At 74.7% G+C, this 19,971-nt stretch carries 20 protein-coding genes and 3 tRNA genes; 12 read left to right on the forward strand and 11 right to left on the reverse strand.

Translation table 11 applies throughout. From position 1 onward, the window contains the following. The first annotated feature begins 8 nt into the window (after positions 1-8). From rph to GXP71_RS03620, 3 genes are read left to right on the forward strand one after another with little or no spacing between them, the layout of a single operon-like run. On the forward strand, positions 9-830 hold the full coding sequence (gene rph, locus GXP71_RS03610) for a ribonuclease PH (RefSeq protein WP_162351541.1): 822 nt from the start codon (positions 9-11) through the stop codon (positions 828-830). Beyond that, on the forward strand, positions 827-1,453 hold the full coding sequence (gene rdgB, locus GXP71_RS03615; RefSeq protein ID WP_162351542.1) for an RdgB/HAM1 family non-canonical purine NTP pyrophosphatase: 627 nt from the start codon (positions 827-829) through the stop codon (positions 1,451-1,453). Before rph ends, rdgB begins: the two co-directional genes overlap by 4 nt. Further along, positions 1,450-3,159 (forward strand): ABC-F family ATP-binding cassette domain-containing protein, encoded by a 1,710-nt coding sequence (locus GXP71_RS03620; protein WP_162351543.1) that lies wholly within the window; start codon positions 1,450-1,452, stop codon positions 3,157-3,159. Before rdgB ends, GXP71_RS03620 begins: the two co-directional genes overlap by 4 nt. Positions 3,160-3,238: 79 nt before the next feature. Here the strand turns inward: GXP71_RS03620 and GXP71_RS03625 are convergent, their stop codons facing one another. Further along, positions 3,239-3,793, reverse strand: a complete 555-nt coding sequence (locus tag GXP71_RS03625; protein ID WP_124344645.1) for an NUDIX hydrolase family protein — start codon at positions 3,791-3,793, stop codon at positions 3,239-3,241. Positions 3,794-3,924: 131 nt separating this feature from the next. On the opposite strand from GXP71_RS03625, the gene trxA reads away from it, so the two are divergent. Both trxA and GXP71_RS03635 read left to right on the forward strand, forming a co-directional pair. Further along, positions 3,925-4,305: a thioredoxin gene (gene trxA / locus GXP71_RS03630; RefSeq protein WP_162351544.1), complete on the forward strand. Its 381-nt coding sequence runs from the start codon at positions 3,925-3,927 to the stop codon at positions 4,303-4,305. 291 nt (positions 4,306-4,596) lie between these two features. Further along, on the forward strand, positions 4,597-7,557 hold the full coding sequence (locus tag GXP71_RS03635) for a glycosyl hydrolase (protein WP_162351545.1): 2,961 nt from the start codon (positions 4,597-4,599) through the stop codon (positions 7,555-7,557). A gap of 56 nt (positions 7,558-7,613) precedes the next feature. Here the strand turns inward: GXP71_RS03635 and GXP71_RS03640 are convergent. Further along, positions 7,614-7,699 (reverse strand) — tRNA-Leu (locus GXP71_RS03640). An 81-nt stretch (positions 7,700-7,780) separates the two neighbouring features. Then, positions 7,781-8,248, reverse strand: a complete 468-nt coding sequence (gene bcp, locus GXP71_RS03645) for a thioredoxin-dependent thiol peroxidase (protein WP_162351546.1) — start codon at positions 8,246-8,248, stop codon at positions 7,781-7,783. 130 nt (positions 8,249-8,378) lie between these two features. Here bcp and GXP71_RS03650 point away from each other — a divergent pair, with 130 nt between their 5' ends. From GXP71_RS03650 to GXP71_RS03660, 3 genes are all read left to right on the forward strand, one after another. Further along, positions 8,379-8,675, forward strand: a complete 297-nt coding sequence (locus tag GXP71_RS03650) for a co-chaperone GroES (protein WP_124343865.1) — start codon at positions 8,379-8,381, stop codon at positions 8,673-8,675. A gap of 100 nt (positions 8,676-8,775) precedes the next feature. Beyond that, complete coding sequence (locus GXP71_RS03655; RefSeq protein ID WP_162351547.1) at positions 8,776-8,991, forward strand: hypothetical protein; 216 nt, start codon at positions 8,776-8,778, stop codon at positions 8,989-8,991. Between the two features lie 76 nt (positions 8,992-9,067). After that, positions 9,068-9,143 (forward strand) — tRNA-Lys (locus tag GXP71_RS03660). Between the two features lie 13 nt (positions 9,144-9,156). Here GXP71_RS03660 and GXP71_RS03665 read toward each other — a convergent pair. Both GXP71_RS03665 and GXP71_RS03670 read right to left on the reverse strand, forming a co-directional pair. After that, entirely contained in the window at positions 9,157-10,158 is a 1,002-nt protein-coding gene (locus tag GXP71_RS03665) for a YrhK family protein (protein WP_162351548.1), read from the reverse strand. Next, entirely contained in the window at positions 10,155-11,576 is a 1,422-nt protein-coding gene (locus GXP71_RS03670) for a glutamate decarboxylase (protein ID WP_162351549.1), read from the reverse strand. Before GXP71_RS03670 ends, GXP71_RS03665 begins: the two co-directional genes overlap by 4 nt. Positions 11,577-11,738: 162 nt before the next feature. Here GXP71_RS03670 and GXP71_RS03675 point away from each other — a divergent pair, with 162 nt between their 5' ends. After that, positions 11,739-13,217, forward strand: a complete 1,479-nt coding sequence (locus GXP71_RS03675) for an NAD(P)/FAD-dependent oxidoreductase (protein WP_162351550.1) — start codon at positions 11,739-11,741, stop codon at positions 13,215-13,217. 198 nt (positions 13,218-13,415) lie between these two features. Here the strand turns inward: GXP71_RS03675 and GXP71_RS03680 are convergent, their stop codons facing one another. From GXP71_RS03680 to GXP71_RS03690, 3 genes are all read right to left on the reverse strand, one after another. Continuing rightward, the gene (locus GXP71_RS03680) at positions 13,416-14,420 is read right to left on the reverse strand and encodes a glycine betaine ABC transporter substrate-binding protein (RefSeq protein ID WP_162351551.1); all 1,005 of its coding nucleotides are present in this window, start codon (positions 14,418-14,420) and stop codon (positions 13,416-13,418) included. A gap of 70 nt (positions 14,421-14,490) precedes the next feature. Beyond that, positions 14,491-15,276: an ABC transporter permease gene (locus GXP71_RS03685; RefSeq protein ID WP_162351552.1), complete on the reverse strand. Its 786-nt coding sequence runs from the start codon at positions 15,274-15,276 to the stop codon at positions 14,491-14,493. An 11-nt stretch (positions 15,277-15,287) separates the two neighbouring features. Further along, a complete protein-coding gene (locus tag GXP71_RS03690; protein WP_124343858.1) occupies positions 15,288-15,962 on the reverse strand; it encodes an ABC transporter permease in 675 nt (224 codons plus the stop codon). A gap of 131 nt (positions 15,963-16,093) precedes the next feature. Between GXP71_RS03690 and GXP71_RS03695 the strand changes: the two genes are divergently transcribed. From GXP71_RS03695 to GXP71_RS03705, 3 genes are all read left to right on the forward strand, one after another. After that, positions 16,094-17,227, forward strand: a complete 1,134-nt coding sequence (locus GXP71_RS03695; protein ID WP_162351553.1) for an ABC transporter ATP-binding protein — start codon at positions 16,094-16,096, stop codon at positions 17,225-17,227. Next, entirely contained in the window at positions 17,224-18,153 is a 930-nt protein-coding gene (locus tag GXP71_RS03700; RefSeq protein ID WP_162351554.1) for a RimK family alpha-L-glutamate ligase, read from the forward strand. The genes GXP71_RS03695 and GXP71_RS03700 overlap by 4 nt, the downstream gene beginning before the upstream one ends. Before the next feature lie 104 nt (positions 18,154-18,257). Continuing rightward, positions 18,258-18,333, forward strand: a tRNA-His gene (locus tag GXP71_RS03705). Between the two features lie 87 nt (positions 18,334-18,420). On the opposite strand, the gene orn is transcribed toward GXP71_RS03705, so the two are convergent. From orn to GXP71_RS03720, 3 genes are all read right to left on the reverse strand, one after another. Next, complete coding sequence (gene orn / locus GXP71_RS03710; RefSeq protein ID WP_370521010.1) at positions 18,421-19,011, reverse strand: oligoribonuclease; 591 nt, start codon at positions 19,009-19,011, stop codon at positions 18,421-18,423. A 151-nt stretch (positions 19,012-19,162) separates the two neighbouring features. Then, positions 19,163-19,423: a hypothetical protein gene (locus GXP71_RS03715; protein WP_162351556.1), complete on the reverse strand. Its 261-nt coding sequence runs from the start codon at positions 19,421-19,423 to the stop codon at positions 19,163-19,165. A 258-nt stretch (positions 19,424-19,681) separates the two neighbouring features. Next, a complete protein-coding gene (locus GXP71_RS03720) occupies positions 19,682-19,891 on the reverse strand; it encodes a hypothetical protein (RefSeq protein WP_162351557.1) in 210 nt (69 codons plus the stop codon). Positions 19,892-19,971 lie beyond the last annotated feature (80 nt).

Consider the following 19,971-nt stretch of genomic DNA (forward strand, 5'->3'; position numbering starts at 1 on the left):
TCGTCCGCATGACCGCCACCACTCCCGCGCTCCGCGCCGACGGCCGCCGCCCCGACGAGCTGCGCCCCGTCACGCTCACCCGCCGCTTCCTCGACGCGGGGGAGGGCAGCGTCCTCGTCGAGTTCGGCGGGACCAAGGTGCTGTGCGTGGCGTCGTTCACGGAGGGGGTGCCGCGCTGGCGCAAGGGCTCGGGCGAGGGCTGGGTCACCGCCGAGTACGCGATGCTGCCGCGCGCGACCACGACGCGGTCCGACCGCGAGTCGGTCAAGGGCCGCGTCGGCGGCCGCACGCAGGAGATCTCGCGCCTCATCGGCCGCTCGCTGCGGGCCGTCGTCGACGTGTCCGCGCTCGGCGAGAACACGATCGTCCTCGACTGCGACGTGCTGCAGGCCGACGGCGGGACGCGGACCGCCGCCATCACGGGCGCCTACGTGGCGCTGGCCGACGCGGTCGCGTGGGCGACGCAGCAGCGCATCGTGAAGCCCGGCCGCACGGTCCTGCGCGACTCGGTCGCCGCCGTGTCCGTCGGCATCGTCGACGGCGTCCCGGTGCTCGACCTCCCGTACGTCGAGGACGTCCGCGCCGAGACCGACATGAACGTCGTCGTCACCGGCTCGGGTGCGTTCGTCGAGGTGCAGGGCACCGCCGAGCACGCCCCGTTCGACCGTGCCGAGCTCGACGCCCTGCTCGACCTCGCGGTCGCGGGCGGCGCGCAGCTCACCGCGCTGCAGCGCGCGGCTCTCGCGTCTGCCCCCGGCGACGGCTCCGCCACGCGCTTGGTCGTGGACGGGGTCGACGGCGTGGACGTGGCGGGCGAGGTGGGCGCGTGACGGTGCCCGTCGGCGCGCGGCTGGTCCTCGCGACGCACAACGCGCACAAGATCGGCGAGCTCCGCGCGATCCTGTCCCCGTCGCTGCCGGGCCTCGACCCCGCCGCGGTCGTCGGCGCGGGCGACGTCGGTGCTCCCGAGCCCGTCGAGGACGGCGTCACGTTCGCGGAGAACGCGCTGCTCAAGGCGCGCGCGCTCGCCGCGTTCACCGGCCTGCCCGCGGTCGCCGACGACTCCGGTCTCGCGGTCGACGTGCTCGGCGGCGCGCCCGGCATCTTCTCCGCGCGCTGGGCCGGACGGCACGGGGACGACGCCGCGAACCTCGACCTGCTGCTCGCGCAGCTCCGCGACGTGAGGCCCGAGCACCGGGGTGCGCGGTTCGTCTGCGCCGCCGCGCTCGTCACGCCCGACGGGTTCGAGCACGTGGAGACGGGCGCGCTCGTCGGCACGCTCGCGGACGCGCCGCGTGGCGCGCACGGGTTCGGCTACGACCCGGTGCTCGTCCCGCTCGGCGAGGAGCGCACGTGCGCCGAGCTCGACCCCGCCGAGAAGAACGCCATCAGCCACCGCGGTCAGGCGTTCCGCGCGCTCGCGCCGACGCTGGTGCGGGTGCTGGGCGGATGACGCTGCCCGCCCGGCGGGACGAGCACGCGGTGGTCGACCACGTGCACGTCGCCGCCGACGCGGTGACGTTCGCCTACGGGGAGCAGGTCGTCCTCGACGCCGTCGACCTCGTGGTGTCCGCGGGCGACCGCGTCGGGCTCGTCGGGGAGAACGGCGCGGGCAAGACGACGCTGCTGCGGCTGCTCGCGGGCGACCTCGCGCCGTTGTCCGGTGCCGTGCGTCGCGCCGGCACGCTCGCCGTCGTCGAGCAGGAGCTCGACGAGCCCGCGGGGACGACCGTGGGCACGCTCGTCGACCGGGCGCTGGGCGCGGTGCGGGTCGCGTCGGGCGAGCTCGAGGCCGCCATCGAGGGCTTCGACCACGAGAACGGCGACCTGGCCCGCCTCACGGCCGCGATGGCCCGGTACGAGCACCTCGCCGCGTGGGACGCCGACCGGCGCGTCGACGAGGCGCTCACGCGGTTCGGGGCGCCGCGCGACCGCGAGCGGCCGCTCGACCGGCTCAGCGTGGGCGAGCGCTACCGGGTCCGGCTCGCGTGCCGGATCGGCGAGCGCGCGGACGTGCTGCTGCTCGACGAGCCGACCAACCACCTCGACGCCGCGGGCGTCGACTACCTGACGGCCCAGCTGCGGGACTGGCCGGGGGCCGTCGTGATCGTCACGCACGACCGGCGCCTGCTCGACGACGTGATGACCGCGATCCTCGACCTCGACCCGTCGATGGACGGCCGCCCCGCGCTCTACGGCGCGACCCGGTACGCCGACTACCGGTTCGCGAAGGACCAGATGCTGCGCCGCTGGCGCGCCCGGTACCGCGCGGAGCGCAAGCGTGCGCTCGCGCTCGCCGAACGGCTGGACACCGCGTACGAAGGGCTGTCCGACGAGTGGCGCCCGCCCAAGGGCTCGCAGAAGCACCGCCGCGGGACGCGTGCGCGCGTCCACGTGAAGGCCGCCGACCGGCTGATCCAGCGGCTCGAGGCGGAGGCCGTCGAGGTGCCCGTGCCGCCGCCCGCGCTCGCGTTCCCCGACCTGCCGTCGGTGCCCAAGCCCGTCGCGGGCGACCGCGGGGGCGGTGGCCCGCTGCTCGAGCTGCGTGCGCCGCGCGTCGACGGCGGTCCGGCCGGACGTCCCCGGCTCGACCTGCCGGGGCGACGCATCGAGGTCCCGCCGTGCGGGCGGCTGCTCGTCACGGGCCCGAACGGATCGGGCAAGTCGACGCTGCTCGCGGCGCTGGCCGGGACGGTCGCGCTCGACCGCGGCACGCGGGTGCTCGCGCCCGGCGCGCGGCTCGGGGTGCTCGCGCAGGAGGGACCGACCGAGCACGCCGCGCCGGCGGACGCCGACGGGTCGTCGCCGAGCGCGTTCGACGCGTACGCGCGGCACGCGCTCGACCTGCTCGAGGCCGGTCGCCTGGACCCCGAGCAGCTCGTGCCCGTGGCCGCGCTCGGGCTACTGAGCGAGGCGGACCTCGAGCGACCGCTGCGCGAGCTCTCCGTCGGTCAGCGCCGCCGGTTCGACCTCGCGTGCGCGCTGCTCGCCGCGCCCCACCTGCTGATCCTCGACGAGCCCACGAACCACCTGTCCGTCGGTCTGGTCGACGAGCTCACGGACGCGCTGCGGCTCACGTCGGCGGCCGTCGTGGTCGCGACGCACGACCGCAGGATGCGGGCGGACCTCGCCGACTGGCCGGAGCTCACGCTCGGCTGAGCCGGCGGGCGCGTCGGACAGGACCGCCCGCGGTGAGCACCGACGAGCGGTCCGGCACCGGCCGAGGCGGCGCGTCGGGTCAGGGCAGGCGGCCGACGTGCGCCATCGCCTGGCGCAGCAGCAGCCCTTGGCCGCCGTTCATCTCGACCTGCACCTGCTCGGCGCACGCCTCCTCGGGCGTGAGCCACGCGAGGTCGATCGCGTCCTGCTGAGGCCGGCAGTCGCCGGACACGGGCACGACGTACGCGAGCGACACCGCGTGCTGGCGCGGGTCGTGGTAGGGCGTGACGCCCGGCGTCGGGAAGTACTCGGCGACCGTGAACGGCTGCGGCGACGCGGGGATCTGCGGGAGCGCGACGGGCCCGAGGTCCTTCTCGACGTGCCGCACGAGCGCGTCGCGCACGCGCTCGTGGTACATGACCCGGCCGCTGACCAGCGCGCGCGACATCACGCCCTCGGGGGTGACGCGCAGCAGCAGCCCGACGGCGACCACGTCGCCCGAGTCGTCGACGCGCACGGGCACGGCGTCGACGTAGAGGATCGGGATCTGCGAGCGGACCTTGGCGATGCGCTCGGGGCTGAGCCAGCCCGCGGGGCGCTCGGGTCCGGGTGGGAACTCGGCGGTGTCGGTCACGGTGCAGTTCTACCCCGAGCCGCGGGTGGTCGCGGCCAGGCGCGCGCGCCCGGGTGGTCGTGGCGGCACCGGGAATATCGGCCGACGTGTGCGCGCTCTAGGTGGCGGACCTGACAACCAGGAGGTGCCACGTGGCGACGACCACGCTGACGGCCGAGACGATCGGCCAGGTCATCAACGAGAACGACATCGTGCTCATCGACTTCTGGGCCGAGTGGTGCGGACCGTGCAAGATGTTCGGCCCCATCTACGAGAAGTCGTCGGAGGAGCACCCGGACGTGGTGTTCGCCAAGGTCGACACCGAGGCCGAGCAGCTCATCGCGGCGCAGCTCCAGATCTCCGCGATCCCGACGATCATGGCCTTCCGCGAGGGCGTGCCGGTGTACCGGCAGTCCGGCGCCCTGCCGGGCCCGCTGCTCGAGAAGGTCGTGGCCGCGGTGAAGGACCTCGACATGGACGAGGTGCGCGAGAAGATCGCCGCCGCCGAGCAGTCGGCGACCGCCGAGGCCTGACGCCTCCGGCCGCCGCGACGACCCCGCACGGGTCCCGCGGCGCCGGCGAGGCAGGCCGCGCACGACGGCCCGGTCGCGGGGGGAACCAACCCCGCGACCGGGCCGTCGTCGCACCGGCGTGCCGGTGGCATGACCCGGGGTTACGGTTTCCTGACACCGCTCTCACACCGAGCGCGTCCAGAGGGGGCCGCGCGGGGAGCGGTCGCGGCGGGTCGCGACGGAGCGGCCGGCCGGTCACGCAGGGGCTGCCGCACGACGCCGTGCCGCTCACCCCTGCCCAGAGGGGCTGACATGAGCACATCACCCACCCGGCGTCGCCCGGGATCACGCGCACTCGTCATGGTCGCCGCCGGTCTGCTGGCCGGCACCGTCGTCGTCGCACCCGCCGCCACCGCGGCCGACACGGTGCCCGTGGGGCGGGGGAGCTACCTGACCTCGCCGCCCGGTCCGACGCCCGAGGGCTGCGACGCCCTCGAGGCGGACCCGCGCGCGTACCTGACGGACGACGCGCCCCGGGGTCCGTTGCCGACGAACGACTGGTGGTCCTCGCTGCTGTTCAAGCGGTGGAACTGCACCGCGTCCGAGCCGTTGCACGCCCACCCGGTCTCGTACCAGCCGACGGAGGCCGGTCTCGGGCTCTCGGTGACACGTGACACCACCGTGTCGGGCACCCCCGGCGGGGTCGGCGAGTTCCACTACCCGTACCGCCAGGACGTGCTCGTGGGCGTCTCCGGCCTGCGCGCGCCCGTCGTCGAGGTCGCCGACTGGAGCGACTGGACCGTGACGCCGTCGTGGGAGAGCGGGGGGAAGCGGCTGCGCGCCACGATCGGGCACGGCCTGCCGATCAGCTGGTACCACCTGACCGGCGGCGACGCCGTGCTGACCGCGGCCGCCGACCTGCGCGTCTGGCTGCGCGACGGGTCCACGCTGGGCTTCACGGCGGGCGGCAGCGACTACGTCGCCTACGCGCCGACCGGCGCGTCGTGGCAGGTGTCCGGCACGACCCTCACCAGCGGGCTCGCCGGTCGCGGTTTCCTCGCGGTCGCCGCGCTCACGACCGCGCCCGGGTCGACCGACACGCAGCGCACCGCGCAGGCCCGTGCGCTCGCGCCGTACGCGTTCGACGAGGTGACCGACTCCCGCGTGTCGTGGACGTACGACGAGGGTGCCTCGCGCGTGCGCACGACGTACGCGCTCACGACGACGCCGCTCCAGGGGCAGTCGCGGGGCACCGTCGTCGCGCTGTACCCGCACCAGCAGCGCTACGTCACGGCGACGACGGGCCCGGGCTCGACGGGCACGCTCGGCACGTACGTGTCCCCGCGCGGCGCGATGACCGCGTACACGGGTGCGACGTCGTTCACCACCACCACGCCGTTCACCGGGATCCTCCCCGAGGTGCCCGCGGTCGCGACGTCGACCGGCGCGGCGCGCGACCGGCTCGACGCGCTGCTCGGCGAGGCCGCGACCGACGACCTGGGGGTCCTGCGCGCCGACACCTACTGGACCGGCAAGGCCCTCGGACGGGCCGCCCGCATCGCCGAGATCGCCGACCAGCTCGGCCGCACCGACGTGCGCGACCGCACGCTGCGTGCGATGCGCACGACCCTCACCGACTGGTTCACGGCGACCGGCGGCAAGACCGAGCGCGTCTTCGCCTACGACGCCCGCTGGGGCACGCTGATCGGCTACCCCGCGTCGTACGGCTCCGACACCGAGCTCAACGACCACCACTTCCACTACGGCTACTACGTGGCGGCCGCCGCGACGCTCGCGCGGTTCGACCCGCAGTGGGCGGCCGACTACGGCGGCATGGTCGACGTGCTCGTGCGGGACGCGAACGGCTACGACCGGTCCGAGACGCGGTTCCCGTTCCTGCGCGACTTCGACCCGTACGCCGGGCACGACTGGGCGTCGGGCCACGGCGCGTTCGCGGCGGGCAACAACCAGGAGTCGAGCTCCGAGGGCATGAACTTCGCGGCGGCGCTCGTCCAGTGGGGCGAGGCCACGGGCCGCCAGGCCGTCCGCGACGCGGGCGCCTACCTCTACGCGACGCAGGCCGCCGCGATCCAGGAGTACTGGTTCGACCGCGCCGGGGCGATCCCGGACGGCTTCGGGCACAGCACGGTCGGCATGGTCTGGGGCGACGGCGGGGCCTACGCGACGTGGTTCAGCGGCGAGGCCGAGATGATCCAGGGGATCAACACGCTGCCGATCACGGGCGGGCACCTCTACCTCGGGCTGCGTCCCGACGACGTGCGCGCCAACTACGCCGAGCTCGTCCGCGCCAACGGCGGTCCGCCGACCGTCTGGCAGGACATCCTGTGGAGCTATCTCGCGCTCGGCGACGGTCCCGCCGCGCTGCGCGAGCTCCAGGCGAACCCCGGCTACACCGTCGAGGAGGGGGAGTCGCGGGCGCACACGTACCACTGGGTCGCCAACCTCGCGGCGCTCGGGACGCTCGACGCGACCGTGCGCGCCGACCACCCCCTCGCCGCGGTGTTCCGCGGGGCGGGTGGGCGCACGTACGTGGCGTCGAACGTCACCGCGACGCCGCTCACCGTGCGGTTCTCCGACGGCACGACGCTGCGCGTGCCGGCCGGGCGCACCGTGACGTCGGGGGCGCACACGTGGAGCGGAGGCAACGGACCGGGTGGTCCGACGACGACGCCCACCCCGACCCCGACGGCCACGCCGACCCCGACACCCACCCCGACGGTCACGCCCACGCCGAAGCCGACGCCGACGCCGACGCCGACGGTGCCGCCCTCGGACGCGTCGACGCTCTACCTCGACGGCGACGGCGGGCTCGTGACCAGCCCGGTGACGTCACCGGCGACGGTGACGGTCCCGCGCGCCGCGGGCATCGACACCGCCACCGAGCCGGCCGACGCGGTCGTCGCGACGATCGAGGGGGTCAGCGGCAGCCCGACGACCGCGGGGACGCGGTTCGACCTCGCGCTCGACGCGGGCGGCGTCGTCGGGAACGGCACGCGCGTGTCGGTCTCGTACGACCTGACGGGCGACGGCACGTGGGACCGGGTCGAGGTCTACCGCTACTTCGCGACCGACCCCGTGCCGGGCGTCGAGCGGTACACCGAGGCCGTCGGGACGGAGCGCGTCACCGGCACGCTGGGGCGACTGACGAACGGCACGGTGCGCGTCGCGGTGTGGAACGCGATCGGCTCGGGCCCGTCGACGGTGCGCCTCGCCGACTCGGTGGTCAGTCTGCCGCTGCGCGCCGCGAGCTGACGCCGGACGCACCACGGCCCGGCACCGGGATCCTCCCCGGTGCCGGGCCGTCGTCGTGGTGCGGGAGACGGGACTCGAACCCGCACGCCCTCTCGGGCACCAGGACCTAAACCTGGCGTGGCTACCGTTTCACCACTCCCGCGCGCCGAGTGTGGCACACCCGCCGCGCGCGTCCCGGGGGTCGCCGGGCGGGCGCGCGGCCCGGTGCCCCGGTCGGCGGTCGTCAGGCGATCTTCAGGTCCCGGCGCAGCTTCGCGACGTGGCCGGTCGCCTTCACGTTGTACTGCGCGAGCTCGACCTTGCCCTCGGGGTCGACGACGACCGTCGAACGGATCACTCCGGTCACGGTCTTGCCGTAGAGCGACTTCTCGCCCCACGCGCCCCACGCCTCGAGCACGGCCCGCTCGGTGTCCGACGCGAGCGGGAACGTCAGGTGCTCCGCCTCGGCGAACGCCGCGAGCTTGTCGACCGGGTCGGGGGAGACGCCGACGACCTTGTACCCGGCACCCTGCAGCGACGCGAGCGAGTCGCGGAAGTCGCACGCCTGCGTCGTGCAGCCGGGCGTCATCGCGGCCGGGTAGAAGTACACGACGACGTGCTCGCCGCGCAGGTCGGACAGCGTGACGCTGCCGCCGTCCGCGGTGGGCAGCGTGAAGTCGGGGGCGAGGTCGCCGACGGCGAGACGAGGCACGAGGACGCTCCGGTGGTCGCAGGGGAGGCGTCGGCCGGTCGACGCCGCGGTCAGCCTACGTCGCGCGCAGGGTAGCGTCGTGCGGGTGACCGCTCCCGCTCCCGACGCCCGTGCCGGGCTGCCGATCCGCATGCTCAACGACCGCCTCCTCGTGTCCGTCGACGGCGACCCCGCCGAGCGCCGGTCGTCCGCGGGCATCGTCATCCCGGCGACCGCGGCGGTCGGCAAGCGGCTCGCGTGGGCGTCGGTCGTGGCGGTCGGCCAGCACGTGCGCCAGGTCGAGCTGGGAGACCGCGTCCTGTTCGACCCCGAGGACCGCGCCGAGGTCGAGCTGGCGGGCGCGACGTACCTGCTGCTGCGCGAGAAGGACGTGCACGCGGTCGCGACCGACCGTGGCTCCGGTGAGGGCACCGGTCTGTACCTGTGACGATCCTGCGGAACCAGGACACCGACCTTGCACGTCGCGGTCACGTGGTGTGGCATGGAGACAGCCGGACGCCTGACCAAGGAACACCCAGGAGCCCCCGATGAGCGACGACACCCCCGAGACCCTCGCCGTGCCCGACGCCGAGCGTGTCCGCGAGCTGCTCGAGGCGCACGTGCCGCTCACCCTCATCGCCGACCTGACGGCCGCCGAGGCCGTGCCGTCGCAGGAGATCCTCGAGAAGGAGGGTCTGCCGGAGGAGGAGTGGTGGCAGCCGGAGAACGGCACCGCGCAGGCGAGCGGGGACGGACGTTCCTGACGTCGCGTGACGGTCGTCACGCCGGCCGGATCCGATTGGCTTCGCAGGCCGGACGGCTGCTAACGTTCTCAACCGCGCGCCATTAGCTCAATTGGCAGAGCAGCTGACTCTTAATCAGCGGGTTCGGGGTTCGAGTCCCTGATGGCGCACCAGCACGAAGGCCCTTCACCGCACGGTCGGTGAGGGGCCTTCGTCGTACCGCGGCCGCGCGGCGTCACGCGCCGCGGGGGCGTCGTCGTGCGGCAGCGACGCGCCGACGGCCGCCGCGGGCGCGCGGTCGCGCGCCGACTCGACCGGCAGCAGCACGGCGCCGACGAGGAAGCAGACCGCCCCGACGCACGTGCCCGCGTTGACGAGCGCCACGTTCGCCATCTGCTCGGTGCCGTGCAGGTAGCGGGCCGCGACGGCGGCGACACCGAACGCGATCGAGCCCGCGAGGTTGAGCCCCGCGATCGTCCACCCCACCGACCGGTCGGGGCGGGGGAGCACGCCGCGGTTGACCTCCGCGTAGGCGAACCAGCTCGCGACGAGGAAGCACACCGACCCGAGCACGTCGGGCGCCCACACGAGCGTCTTGTCGCCCGCGACCGCGAGACCCGTGCGGGTCGCGCTGAACGTGCTGACGTTGAACAGCACCGTGCCGACCAGCTGCACGGCGGACGCCCACAGGTCGATGCGGTCCGCCCGGAACCCGACGAGCGCCGCGATCCGGCTGCGCGGCGGCGCGGTCGCGAGGACGTCGCGCGGCGCCCGCGCCGCCTCGTCGTACTGCAGGGACGCGGCGCTCGTGAAGAACACCGACCCGACCGCGAACGTCCACGCCGTGACGGCCGGTGCGACGGTGTCGAAGTACGCCGGCACGGACCCGAGCGCGAAGCAGATCGAGCCGATCGCGAAGAGCGCGCCGATCCACCAGCTCCACGCGTCGGCACCGCGACGCGCGCCCGCGTCCGCCGGTGCCGGGGCGACGGCGGCGTCCGCCGGTGACGACCGCACGGGCGCACGTGCCCGCAGACCCAGCCCCTTGCGGTGCCGCCGCGACGTCCACTCCACCTCGCCGCCGTCCGGCCGCCGCAGGACGGCGTGCGCGACGAACGGACCGGGGCCCCGGGCGTCGACCGCGGTCCAGCCGTCCGGCAGGTCGGGCAGCGCCGAGGTGCGCGTCACGCCCGCAGACCGGTGCGCGCCTTGGCGTGGGCGGCCGCCTTGTCGGGCGCCGTCCAGACGTCCGGCTTGGACGCGGCTCGTGCGGTGGGCTGCTCGGCGGCGAGCGACTCCCAGGCGTGGTCGAGGTCGCGCAGGAGCATCTCGATCATCGTGCGGCTGAGGTCGAGGCGGACGACGACGCGCATGAGGTGCACGTCCTCCGCGTCGGCCGGGAGGCTGTAGGCCGGCACGATCCAACCGTTCTCCCGCAGCCGGGCGGACAGGTGGTAGACGTCGAAGCCCGGGTCGTCCTTGAGGCGGAACGTCACGACCGGCTCGGCGAGCCCCGGGTTGAGGATCTCGAACCGGCCCGAGGCCTTGAGCGCCTCGTTGAGGTGGCGCGCGTTGGCCAGCATGGTCTCGACGATCGCGGTGTACCCGTCGCGCCCGAGCCGCAGGAAGTTGTACATCTGCGCCTGGATCATCGCGGACCCGCGCGAGAAGTTGAACGTGTACGTCGGCTGCGCGCCGCCCAGGTAGTTGACGCTGAACACGAGGTCCTCGGGCAGTCGTGACGCGTCGCGGAAGATCAGCCAGCCGACGCCGGGGTACACGAGCCCGTACTTGTGCCCCGACGCGTTGATCGACGCCACCTGCTCGAGGCGGAAGTCCCACCGCAGGTCCGGCTCGGCGAACGGGGCCACGAACGCACCGCTCGCGCCGTCGACGTGCAGGGGGATGTCCCAGCCCCGCTCGGCCTTGATCCGCACGAGCAGGTCGTTGATCTCCTCGATCGGGTCGGCCTCGCCGATGTGCGTCGTCCCCAGCACCGCACCCACCGCGATGGTGTTCTCGTCGACCTGCGCCTCGACGTCCGCCGCGCTCAGCACGTAGCGGTCGGGCCGCATCGGGATCTTGCGCATCTCGACGTCGAAGTAGTTGGCGAACTTGTCCCACACGACGTGGGTCTCGGCGCCGAACACCACGTTCGGCCGGTCCGCGGGTCGGCCCGCCGCGAGCTGCCGGTGCCGCCACGCGCGCTTGTGGGCGAGCAGCCCGAGCATGATCGCCTCGGACGACCCGATCGTCGCGACACCCACGACCTTCGCCGGGTCCGGCGCGTGGAAGAGGTCGCCCAGCATGTGCACGCAGGCCTCCTCGACGAGCGACGCCGCCGGGTACTCCTCGTGGTCGATGTGGTTCTTGCGCAGCGAGTCGTGGATGAGCTGCTCGGCCTGCGGCTCCATCCACGTGGTGACGAACGACGCGAGGTTGAGCGTCTCGCGCCCGTCGAGCATGAGCCCCGTGTGCAGGAGCTCGTAGACCTCGTCGGAGCCGAGGCCGTGCTCGGGGAACCTGGACCTGTCGAACTGCTCGCGGAAGCTCGGTCGCCCGTGGATCGGTCCGAGCGCAGCACTGCCCTGGGATGTCTCGCTCACGTCGCCCCTCCGTCGCCGACGCCGGGAGCTCACGGCTGGTTGCCGTCTCCGGCGGACCCTCGGTGCGAACGTAGCAGCGCGGTCCGGACGAAAGCACCCAGGACGGACACGCCGACGGTCCCGCAACCTGCGCACGGGGCCGCGGGCCGCCACGATGGGGCGATGCCGAGTCAGCAGGAGTTCGACGTCGTGGTGGTGGGCGGCGGCGCGGTCGGGGAGAACGTCGCCGACCGTGCGAGCCGCACCGGGTTGAGCGTGGCGCTCGTGGAGCACGCGCTCGTCGGGGGCGAGTGCTCCTACTGGGCGTGCATGCCGTCCAAGGTGCTGCTGCGGGCGGGAGCCGTCCTCGCGGCGGCGCGCGGCGTGCCTGGAGCGAAGTCCGCCGTCGCGGACGCCACGGTGGACGCCGCAGCGGTGCTCGCGCGGCGCGACGAGATCGTCCACCACTGGGACGACTCCAGCCAGGTGTCCTGGGTCGAGTCGGTCGGGCTCACGCTGCTGCGCGGCCACGCACGGCTCACCGGTCCGCGCACCCTCCTCGTCTCGGGCGAGACCGAGACCGAGGTGCGCGCGCGGCACGCGGTCGTGCTCGCGACCGGGTCGGAGCCCGTCGTGCCCGACGTCCCCGGGCTGGCCGAGGCGGGCTTCTGGACGAGCCGCGAGGCGACCGCCGCGCGCGAGGTCCCGGCGCGGCTCGCGGTGCTCGGCGGCGGTGTCGTGGGCGTCGAGATGGCGCGCGCCTACGCGGATCTCGGCTCGGAGGTGACGGTCGTCGTGCGCGGCGGCCGGCTGCTCGGGAACGCCGAGCCGTTCGCGGGCGAGGCGGTCGCCGACGACCTGCGCGCGGCCGGCGTGCGCGTCCTGCTGCACGCCGAGACGACCGCGGTCCGGCGCGACGACGGCGGTGTGCACCTCGAGGTCGGCGCGACCTCGGGTGGCCCGCACCCCGACGCGAGCGCCGTGCACGCGTCCGAGGTGCTGGTCGCGACCGGCCGTCGTCCCCGCACCGGGCAGCTCGGCCTCGAGACCGTCGGCCTGACGCCGGGGGAGCCGCTGCACGTCGACGACGCCCTGCAGGTCGTCGGCGTCGAGGACGGCTGGCTGTTCGCCGCGGGCGACGTCACCGGACGCACCGCGACGACGCACCAGGGCAAGTACGACGCGCGCGTCGTCGGTGACGTGGTCGCCGCGCGCTTCCACCCGGACGGCGCGGACGCGGACGGCGGGCCGGGCGCCGAGCGGGACGCCGCACCGTGGACCCGCTACCGCGCGACGGCCGACGTGGCCGCGGTCCCGCAGGTCGTGTTCAGCCGGCCCGAGGTCGCGTGGGTCGGCCGCACCGAGGCGCAGGCGCGCCGCGACGGCATCGACGTGCGTGTCCTGCGGTACGACCTCGCGGACGTCGCGGGTGCGTCGGTCGCCTCCGAGGACTACCCGGGCGCCGCGCAGCTCGTCGTCGACCAGACGCGGGGCGTGGTCGTGGGCGCGACGTTCGTGGGACCCGACGCCGCGGAGATGCTGCACGCCGCGACGATCGCCGTCGTCGGCGAGGTCCCGCTCGATCGCCTGTGGCACGCGGTGCCGTCGTACCCGACGGTCTCCGAGGTGTGGCTGCGTCTCCTCGAGGCCGCGGGCCTCTGACGAGGGCGGTCGCGCGCGACGACGACCCCGCGAGGACGGCCGCGTGACGACGACGACGCGCGGAGGACCGCGTGACGACGACCACGTGACGACGGCGACGCGCGGAGGACCGCGTGACGACGACCACGTGACGACGGCCCCGTCGGCGGCCGGCTGAGCCGCTCGCCGACGAGGCCGTCGTGCCGTGGGTCGTGCGGATCAGTCGGTCGCGAGCGAGCCGTCGCTAGACAGCACGAGGCCGATCGCCGCGTCACCCTGACGCACCGCGGCGCCGATCAGGCCGAAGTCGTACGACTTGAACTCGCCGATCTCCATGCCGTACGTCTCCTCGAGACCCGGCTGGCAGAACGGACGCTCGGGGCACTCGGGCGGCCCCGCGAGCACGAGCCCGCCGCACGCCTCGGCGAGCTCGCTCAGGGTGCTGACGCCGTGCTCGTCGGCGAAGGCCTTCGTCACGGCGAACGCGTTCTGGTCCTGCGCGGCCGACGGCTTGCCGACGGCCAGTCCCGACTGCTCGGCGAGCGGCGTGAGCGCGGCGACGGTCTCGTCGACGTCGTCGCTCGACACCGACGCCGCGTCGGCACCGTTGACCTTGGCGTTGAGGAAGTCGGCGAGCGTCGCCGCGTACTCGGGCACCGTCGACAGCGTGCCGTCGACGAGCGCCGGCAGGTACGTGTCGCGGTTGCCGATCGTGCGGACCTCGACCTGGTAGCCGGCGGACCGCAGCACCTCGCCGTAGATCTCGGCGAGGGTCGCGCTCTCGGAGAAGTTCGCGGCCCCGACGACGAGGGACTGGCCGGCGCCCGCGGACGCGTCGCTCGCGGCGAGGCCCTCGTCGGCGACGAACTCCTTCGCGACCTCGCTCGACGTGCGGCGGTCGATGTCGACGGCCTTGTTGAGGTCGATCAGCTTGTCGGTGTCGAGCGCGGCGGACACGGTGTCGAGCAGCTCGATCACCGCTGGGCTCTGCTGCGCCACGCCCGCGTTGACCGCGGGGATCACGTTGTCGGCGTTCTGCAGACCTTGGTCGTCCTCGAGCACGACGAGCTGCTCGCCCGCGACGGGGTCGCAGACGGCCTTTCCGGAGGTCCCGGACGACGTGGGGTCGGCCTGGCCGCCTCCGGAGCCGGGCGTGCCGCACGCGCCGAGCACGAGCACGGCGGTGGCGAGGATCGCGAGACGGGCGGGACGGGTCGTGCGCATGGCGGTCTCCTGACGTCTGCCGACGACGGTCACGGGTGGGTGCCCCCGCTGGTCGAGGGTGCGGAGCGGGTCATCTCGATGGGGCTGGTTCATTGGACAGGTCGGGGGTGGTGGCGGCAAGCGGTGCAGCGGGACCGTGGTCCGCGTCACGTCGGCGTCCGCGGCGCGTCCGCGTCGGCCGCGCGGCGCGGTCGCGGGACCGCAGGCCGGCGGGCGTGACCGCGCGCTGCGCGAGCGCGAGCAGCCCTTCGGCGACGAGGCACAGCGCCGCGACGAGCAGGCCGCCCGCGAGCACCTGCCCGTAGCGCTGGGTGCCGAACCCGGTGACGACGATCGTGCCGAGGCTCCGCCCGCCGACGAGCGCCGCGAGCGGCACGGTCGCGAGCACCTGGACGGCACCGGTGCGCACGCCCGCGGCGAGCAGCGGCACGGCGAGCGGGAGCTCCACGGACCAGAGTCGCCGGGTGCCCGACATGCCGACCCCGCGCGCGGCGTCCCGGACGCCGGGGTCGACCTCGCCGAGGCCCGTCACGGCACCGGACAGCAGCGGTGGCACGGCGAACACGGCGCACGCGATGACCGTCGCGGGGTTGCCGAACAGGCCGCTCGCGGCGAGCAGCGTGAGCAGGGCCAGCGTGGGCAGCGCGCGCGTGGTGTTCGCGACGACCACCCCGACCGTCGCGCCGCGCCCGCGGTGCCCGAGCCACAGCCCCACGGGGAGCGCGACCACCGCGGCCAGCAGCACCGCCTGCACCGAGACCACGACGTGCGCCCACGTGAGCGCGAGCACGCCGTTGCGGCCCGTCCAGTTGAGCGGGTCGTTGAGCCAGGCGAACGCCTCGGCCAGGATCTCCACGCGTCGCCCCCTCAGACCGGCCGCGCCGTGCGCGCCCACGGCGTGACGAGCCGCCCGACGCCGGCCAGGACGAGGTCGCACACCAGGGCCAGCAGCAGGCACAGCACCGTCGCCGTCATGATCTCGGCGTGGTAGTTCGAGCGGAAGCCCCGGAACATGAGCTGCCCGAGCCCGCCGTAGCCGACGACGACCCCGACGGTCACGAGCGCGACGGTCGTCACCGTCGCCAGCCGCAGGCCGGCGACGATGCTGGGCAGCGCGTTGGGCAGCTCGACGGTAAGCAGCAGCCGTGCGCGCCCGTACCCCATGCCGCGGGCGGCGTCGCGCACCGCGGGGTCGACGCCCTCGAGCCCGACGACGACGTTGCGCGTGAGCACGAGCAGCGCGTACACGACGAGACCGATCAGCACCGTGGTGCGCTCGATGCCCGTGTAGGGCGCGAGGACCGCGAACAGCGCGAGCGACGGGATCGTGTAGAGCACGCCCGCGACGCCGAGCACCGGACCCGCCCAGCGCGGGCGCACGTGCGCCCACGCGCCCAGGGGGAGCGCGACGAGCGAGGCGAGGACGACAGCCTGGACGGTGAGGGACGCGTGCTGCCCGAGCGCGCCGAGGACGTCGTCGGCGTTGCGCTGCAGGTACTCCCACGAGAACCACGGGTTGTCCGGCTGTGCTGCTGACAGCATCCGCCGACGGTAACCGCGACCACCGACAGCCGCACCCGGCGTCCGGTCCGCGACCGCTGCGCCGACCTGCGCCGACCTGCGCCGACGTCCGGGGGAGGCGGGCGTCGGACCTGGGCAGTAGCGTCCGGGGGGTGGTCCAGCCCGCCATCGCGTTCGAGCACGTGCGCAAGGAGTACCCCGCCGCCCACGGCCGCGGCGGTGCCGCCGTCGACGACCTCTCCCTCGACGTCCGGCCGGGGGAGGTGCTCGTCCTGGTCGGACCGAGCGGCTGCGGCAAGTCGACGACGCTGCGGATGGCCAACCGGCTCGTCGAGCCGACGTCGGGCCGCATCCTGCTCGAGGGTGACGACGTCACGCACGCCGACCCGGTCGCCCTGCGGCGGCGCATCGGCTACGTCATCCAGGACGTCGGCCTGTTCCCGCACCGCACCGTCGCGCAGAACGTCGCGACCGTCCCGCGCCTGCTCGGCTGGGACCGCCGCCGCACCGCGGCCCGCGTCGACGAGCTGCTCGCCCTCGTCGGCCTCGACCCCGCGAAGTACGCACGCCGCTACCCGCACGAGCTCTCGGGCGGCGAGCGGCAGCGGATCGGCGTGGCCCGTGCGCTCGCGACCGACCCGCCCGTCCTGCTGATGGACGAGCCGTTCGGCGCGGTCGACCCGGTCGGCCGCCGTCGCCTCCAGACCGAGTTCGCGCGCATCCAGCGCGAGGTCGGCACGACCGTGATGCTCGTCACGCACGACATCGACGAGGCGGTCCGCATGGGCGACCGCGTCGCGGTGCTGTCCGCGGGCGCGCACGTCGAGCAGCTCGCGTCGCCGCTCGACGTCGTCGCCCGCCCCGCGACCGACGCCGTGGCGGACCTCGTGGGACGCGGCCGGCTGGCCCGGCTCCTGGCCCTGGGCACGCTCGCGCAGGCGGACCTCGACGCGCCTCCGGTCGACCCCTCGGGCGGGGTCGACCCAGCCCGGCTCACGAAGGACGCCACCAGGGGCGCCGGACGCGGTGCGTCGGTCGCGGTCGGCGACGAGCTCGGCGACGTGCTCGCGACGATCCTGGCCACCCCCGACGCCGGGGCCGAGAGCCGCGTGCCGGTGCGGGACGGCGACCGTGTGGTCGGGTCCGCGTCCGTCGCGACGGTCCTGCGCGCCCTGCGACGGGTCACGGACGAGGCTCCCGCCGACGCGTCCCGCACCGACCGCGTGCCGGACGGGTCCGCCGACGCGGCGACGGGCGGCGACCCCGTCGGTACGCTGCCGACGTGACCACGCCCACGACCGCCCGGCTCGCCATCGCGACCTGCTCCGCGCTCCCGGACCTGGACCCCGACGACCAGCCGCTGCGCGAGGCGCTCCTCGCGCGCGGTGTCGCGACCGACGTCGTCGTCTGGGACGACCCGACGGTCGACTGGTCCACCTACTCGCACGTGCTGATCCGCTCCACGTGGGACTACACCGAGCGCCCGCGCCTCTTCACGGAGTGGACGCGTCGCGTCGGCCGGTCGAGCGTCCTGCTCAACCCCGCCGACGTCGTCGTCTGGAACATCGACAAGACGTACCTGCGCGACCTCGAGCAGCGCGGCCTGCCGATCGTCCCGACCATCTGGCTCGACCCCGAGCGCAACTTCGACGCGCGCGCGATCCACACCCGGTTCCCGGCCTTCGGCGACTTCGTCGTCAAGCCCACCGTGAGCGCCGGCTCGCGCGACACCGGCCGCTACCAGGCCGACGAGACGCCGTCCCGCGCGCTCGCCATCCGGCACGCCAAGAACCTGCTCGGCGTCGGGCGGCACGTGATGATCCAGCGCTACCTCAAGCAGGTCGACACCGTCGGCGAGACGGCGCTGGTGTACGTCGACGGTCGGTTCAGCCACGCGGTCCGCAAGGGTGCGCTGCTCGAGGGCCCGTACCGCGAGGGCGACACCGACGGCGTGCTGTACCGCCGCGAGGTCATGTCGGCGCGCGAGGCGAGCGACGCCGAGCGCGAGCTCGGGGACGGCGTGGTCGCGGCGCTGGGGGAGATCTTCCCGGAGCACGGCAACCCGCTGCTGTACGCGCGCGTCGACCTCATCCCCGACGACGCGGGCCGGCCCGTGGTGCTCGAGGTCGAGCTGACCGAGCCGTCGTTCTTCTTCGGCTACGCGCCCGGGTCGGTCGACGTGTTCGCCGACGCGCTGGTCCGCCGGCTCTGAATCGGGTTCCGGACCACCCTCCGGCACCCGGTACACTTCTCGTCGGCCCTGACGTCCGCGTCGGGGACCGGTCCGTGGGTACCACCATCTGCGGGCGGATCGTGGTGGCTATAGCTCAGGTGGTAGAGCACCTGGTTGTGGTCCAGGGGGTCGCGGGTTCAAGTCCCGTTAGCCACCCCAAGCACGAAGGGCGTCGACGGTTCCCGTCGGCGCCCTTCGTCGTTCTCGGCGGCAGCCCGCCCGCGCGTCGGGCGGGCGGGTGCCCCGTCAGCCGTTGGCGGTCGAGCCCTTGACCGACGTGGCGACGACCTGCGCGGCGATCTGCCGGGCCGTCGCGGAGTCGGGTCCCGGCTGCGCCGGGAGGAGGGCCGCGCGGTAGTAGCGGAGCTCGTCGATCGACTCGAGGATGTCGGCGAGCGCCCGGTGCCCGCCGTTCTTGCGGGGCGACGCGAAGTACACGCGCGGGTACCAGCGGCGTGCGAGCTCCTTGATCGACGACACGTCGATGACGCGGTAGTGCAGGTGCGCGACCAGCTCGGGCATGTCGCGGTCGAGGAACGTCTTGTCGGTGCCGACCGAGTTGCCCGCGAGGGGCGCCTTCGACGGCTCGGGCACCCACGTGCGCACGTAGTCGAGCACCTGCGCCTGCGCGTCCTCGAGCGTCGTGCCCGCCGCGAGCTCGTCGAGCAGGCCGGACGTCGTGTGCATCGCGCGCACGAAGTCGTTCATCTGCGCGAGCGCCGCGTCGGGCGGCCGGACGACGACGTCCACGCCACCACCGAGGACCCGCAGCTCGGAGTCCGTCACGACGGCGGCGACCTCGACGAGCGCGTCGGCGCCGAGGTCGAGGCCCGTCATCTCGCAGTCGATCCAGACGATGCGCTCGGCGCTCTCGTGCCCGTTGGAGGTCGTGGCGGGGGACGTCGCGGGGGTCGGCGTGCTGGTCACCGGGCCAGCCTACGGGGGGAGGGCCGCCGACCGGCGAACCCGCGCGAAGCGGGCGCGCGCGTCAGCGCCGGGCGTCGTGGCCCGGGTGCGGCGGCGGGACGGTCGAGGCGAGCGCCCCGGCGACGAGCACGAGCACGGCGACGCCGCCGACGCACCACCACGTCGTCGTCCAGCCGACGCCCGCCCAGCGGAGCACCGCCAGCGTCGCGGCACCCGCGCCGGCGGCGATGAGGAGCCGTTCGAGCCACCGGACCAGGAACGCCCGCACGCGCGCGCCGCGCGTCGGCCGGGCGGGTTCGTCGCCCGTCGCGTGCCGCCCCATCAGCGCGCCTCGCAGGTGCGGTGGCGGGCGGCGGCGGGCGGCATGGCGCACATGGTGGCACGACCGACCGGTGCGGGAGGCCACCGTCCTCCGCGAGGGTGAGGGGTCCCCCGCGGTCGCCGGCGCAGGGTCGGACGCCGGCCGACGACGTCCGCTGGAGAGGATCCCTCCGCCTCCGCACCGGCGTGAGGGCCGCAGGGTCCGGGACATGACCGAGGCCGGCACCCCGGGTGGGGCACCGGCCTCGGTGCGGCGGCGTCAGCGGGCGACGGCGCCGGAGTAGCTGCCGGCGAACAGGCCGGCAAGCAGCAGGGGAAGCGCGACGCGCTCCGTATGCGGCGGACGCCTCGTGGCGTCGGACGCGTGTCTCGCGGCGGTGACGCGGGCACGGGCGCGGGCGATCGTCGCCTCCTCGAGGCGGCGGGCGTTCTCCTGGCGGGCGAGCTCGTGGGTCATGGTGGGATGCACGGTGGGCTCCTCGGGCGCGACGACGTGACCGTCGCCGGTGGGTGGGTGTGGGGTGATGTGGGCATGACGAAGCCGGGCCC

The sequence above is a fragment of the Cellulomonas sp. H30R-01 genome (genome assembly GCF_010119915.1).
Taxonomy (GTDB): Bacteria; Actinomycetota; Actinomycetes; order Actinomycetales; family Cellulomonadaceae; genus Cellulomonas; species Cellulomonas algicola.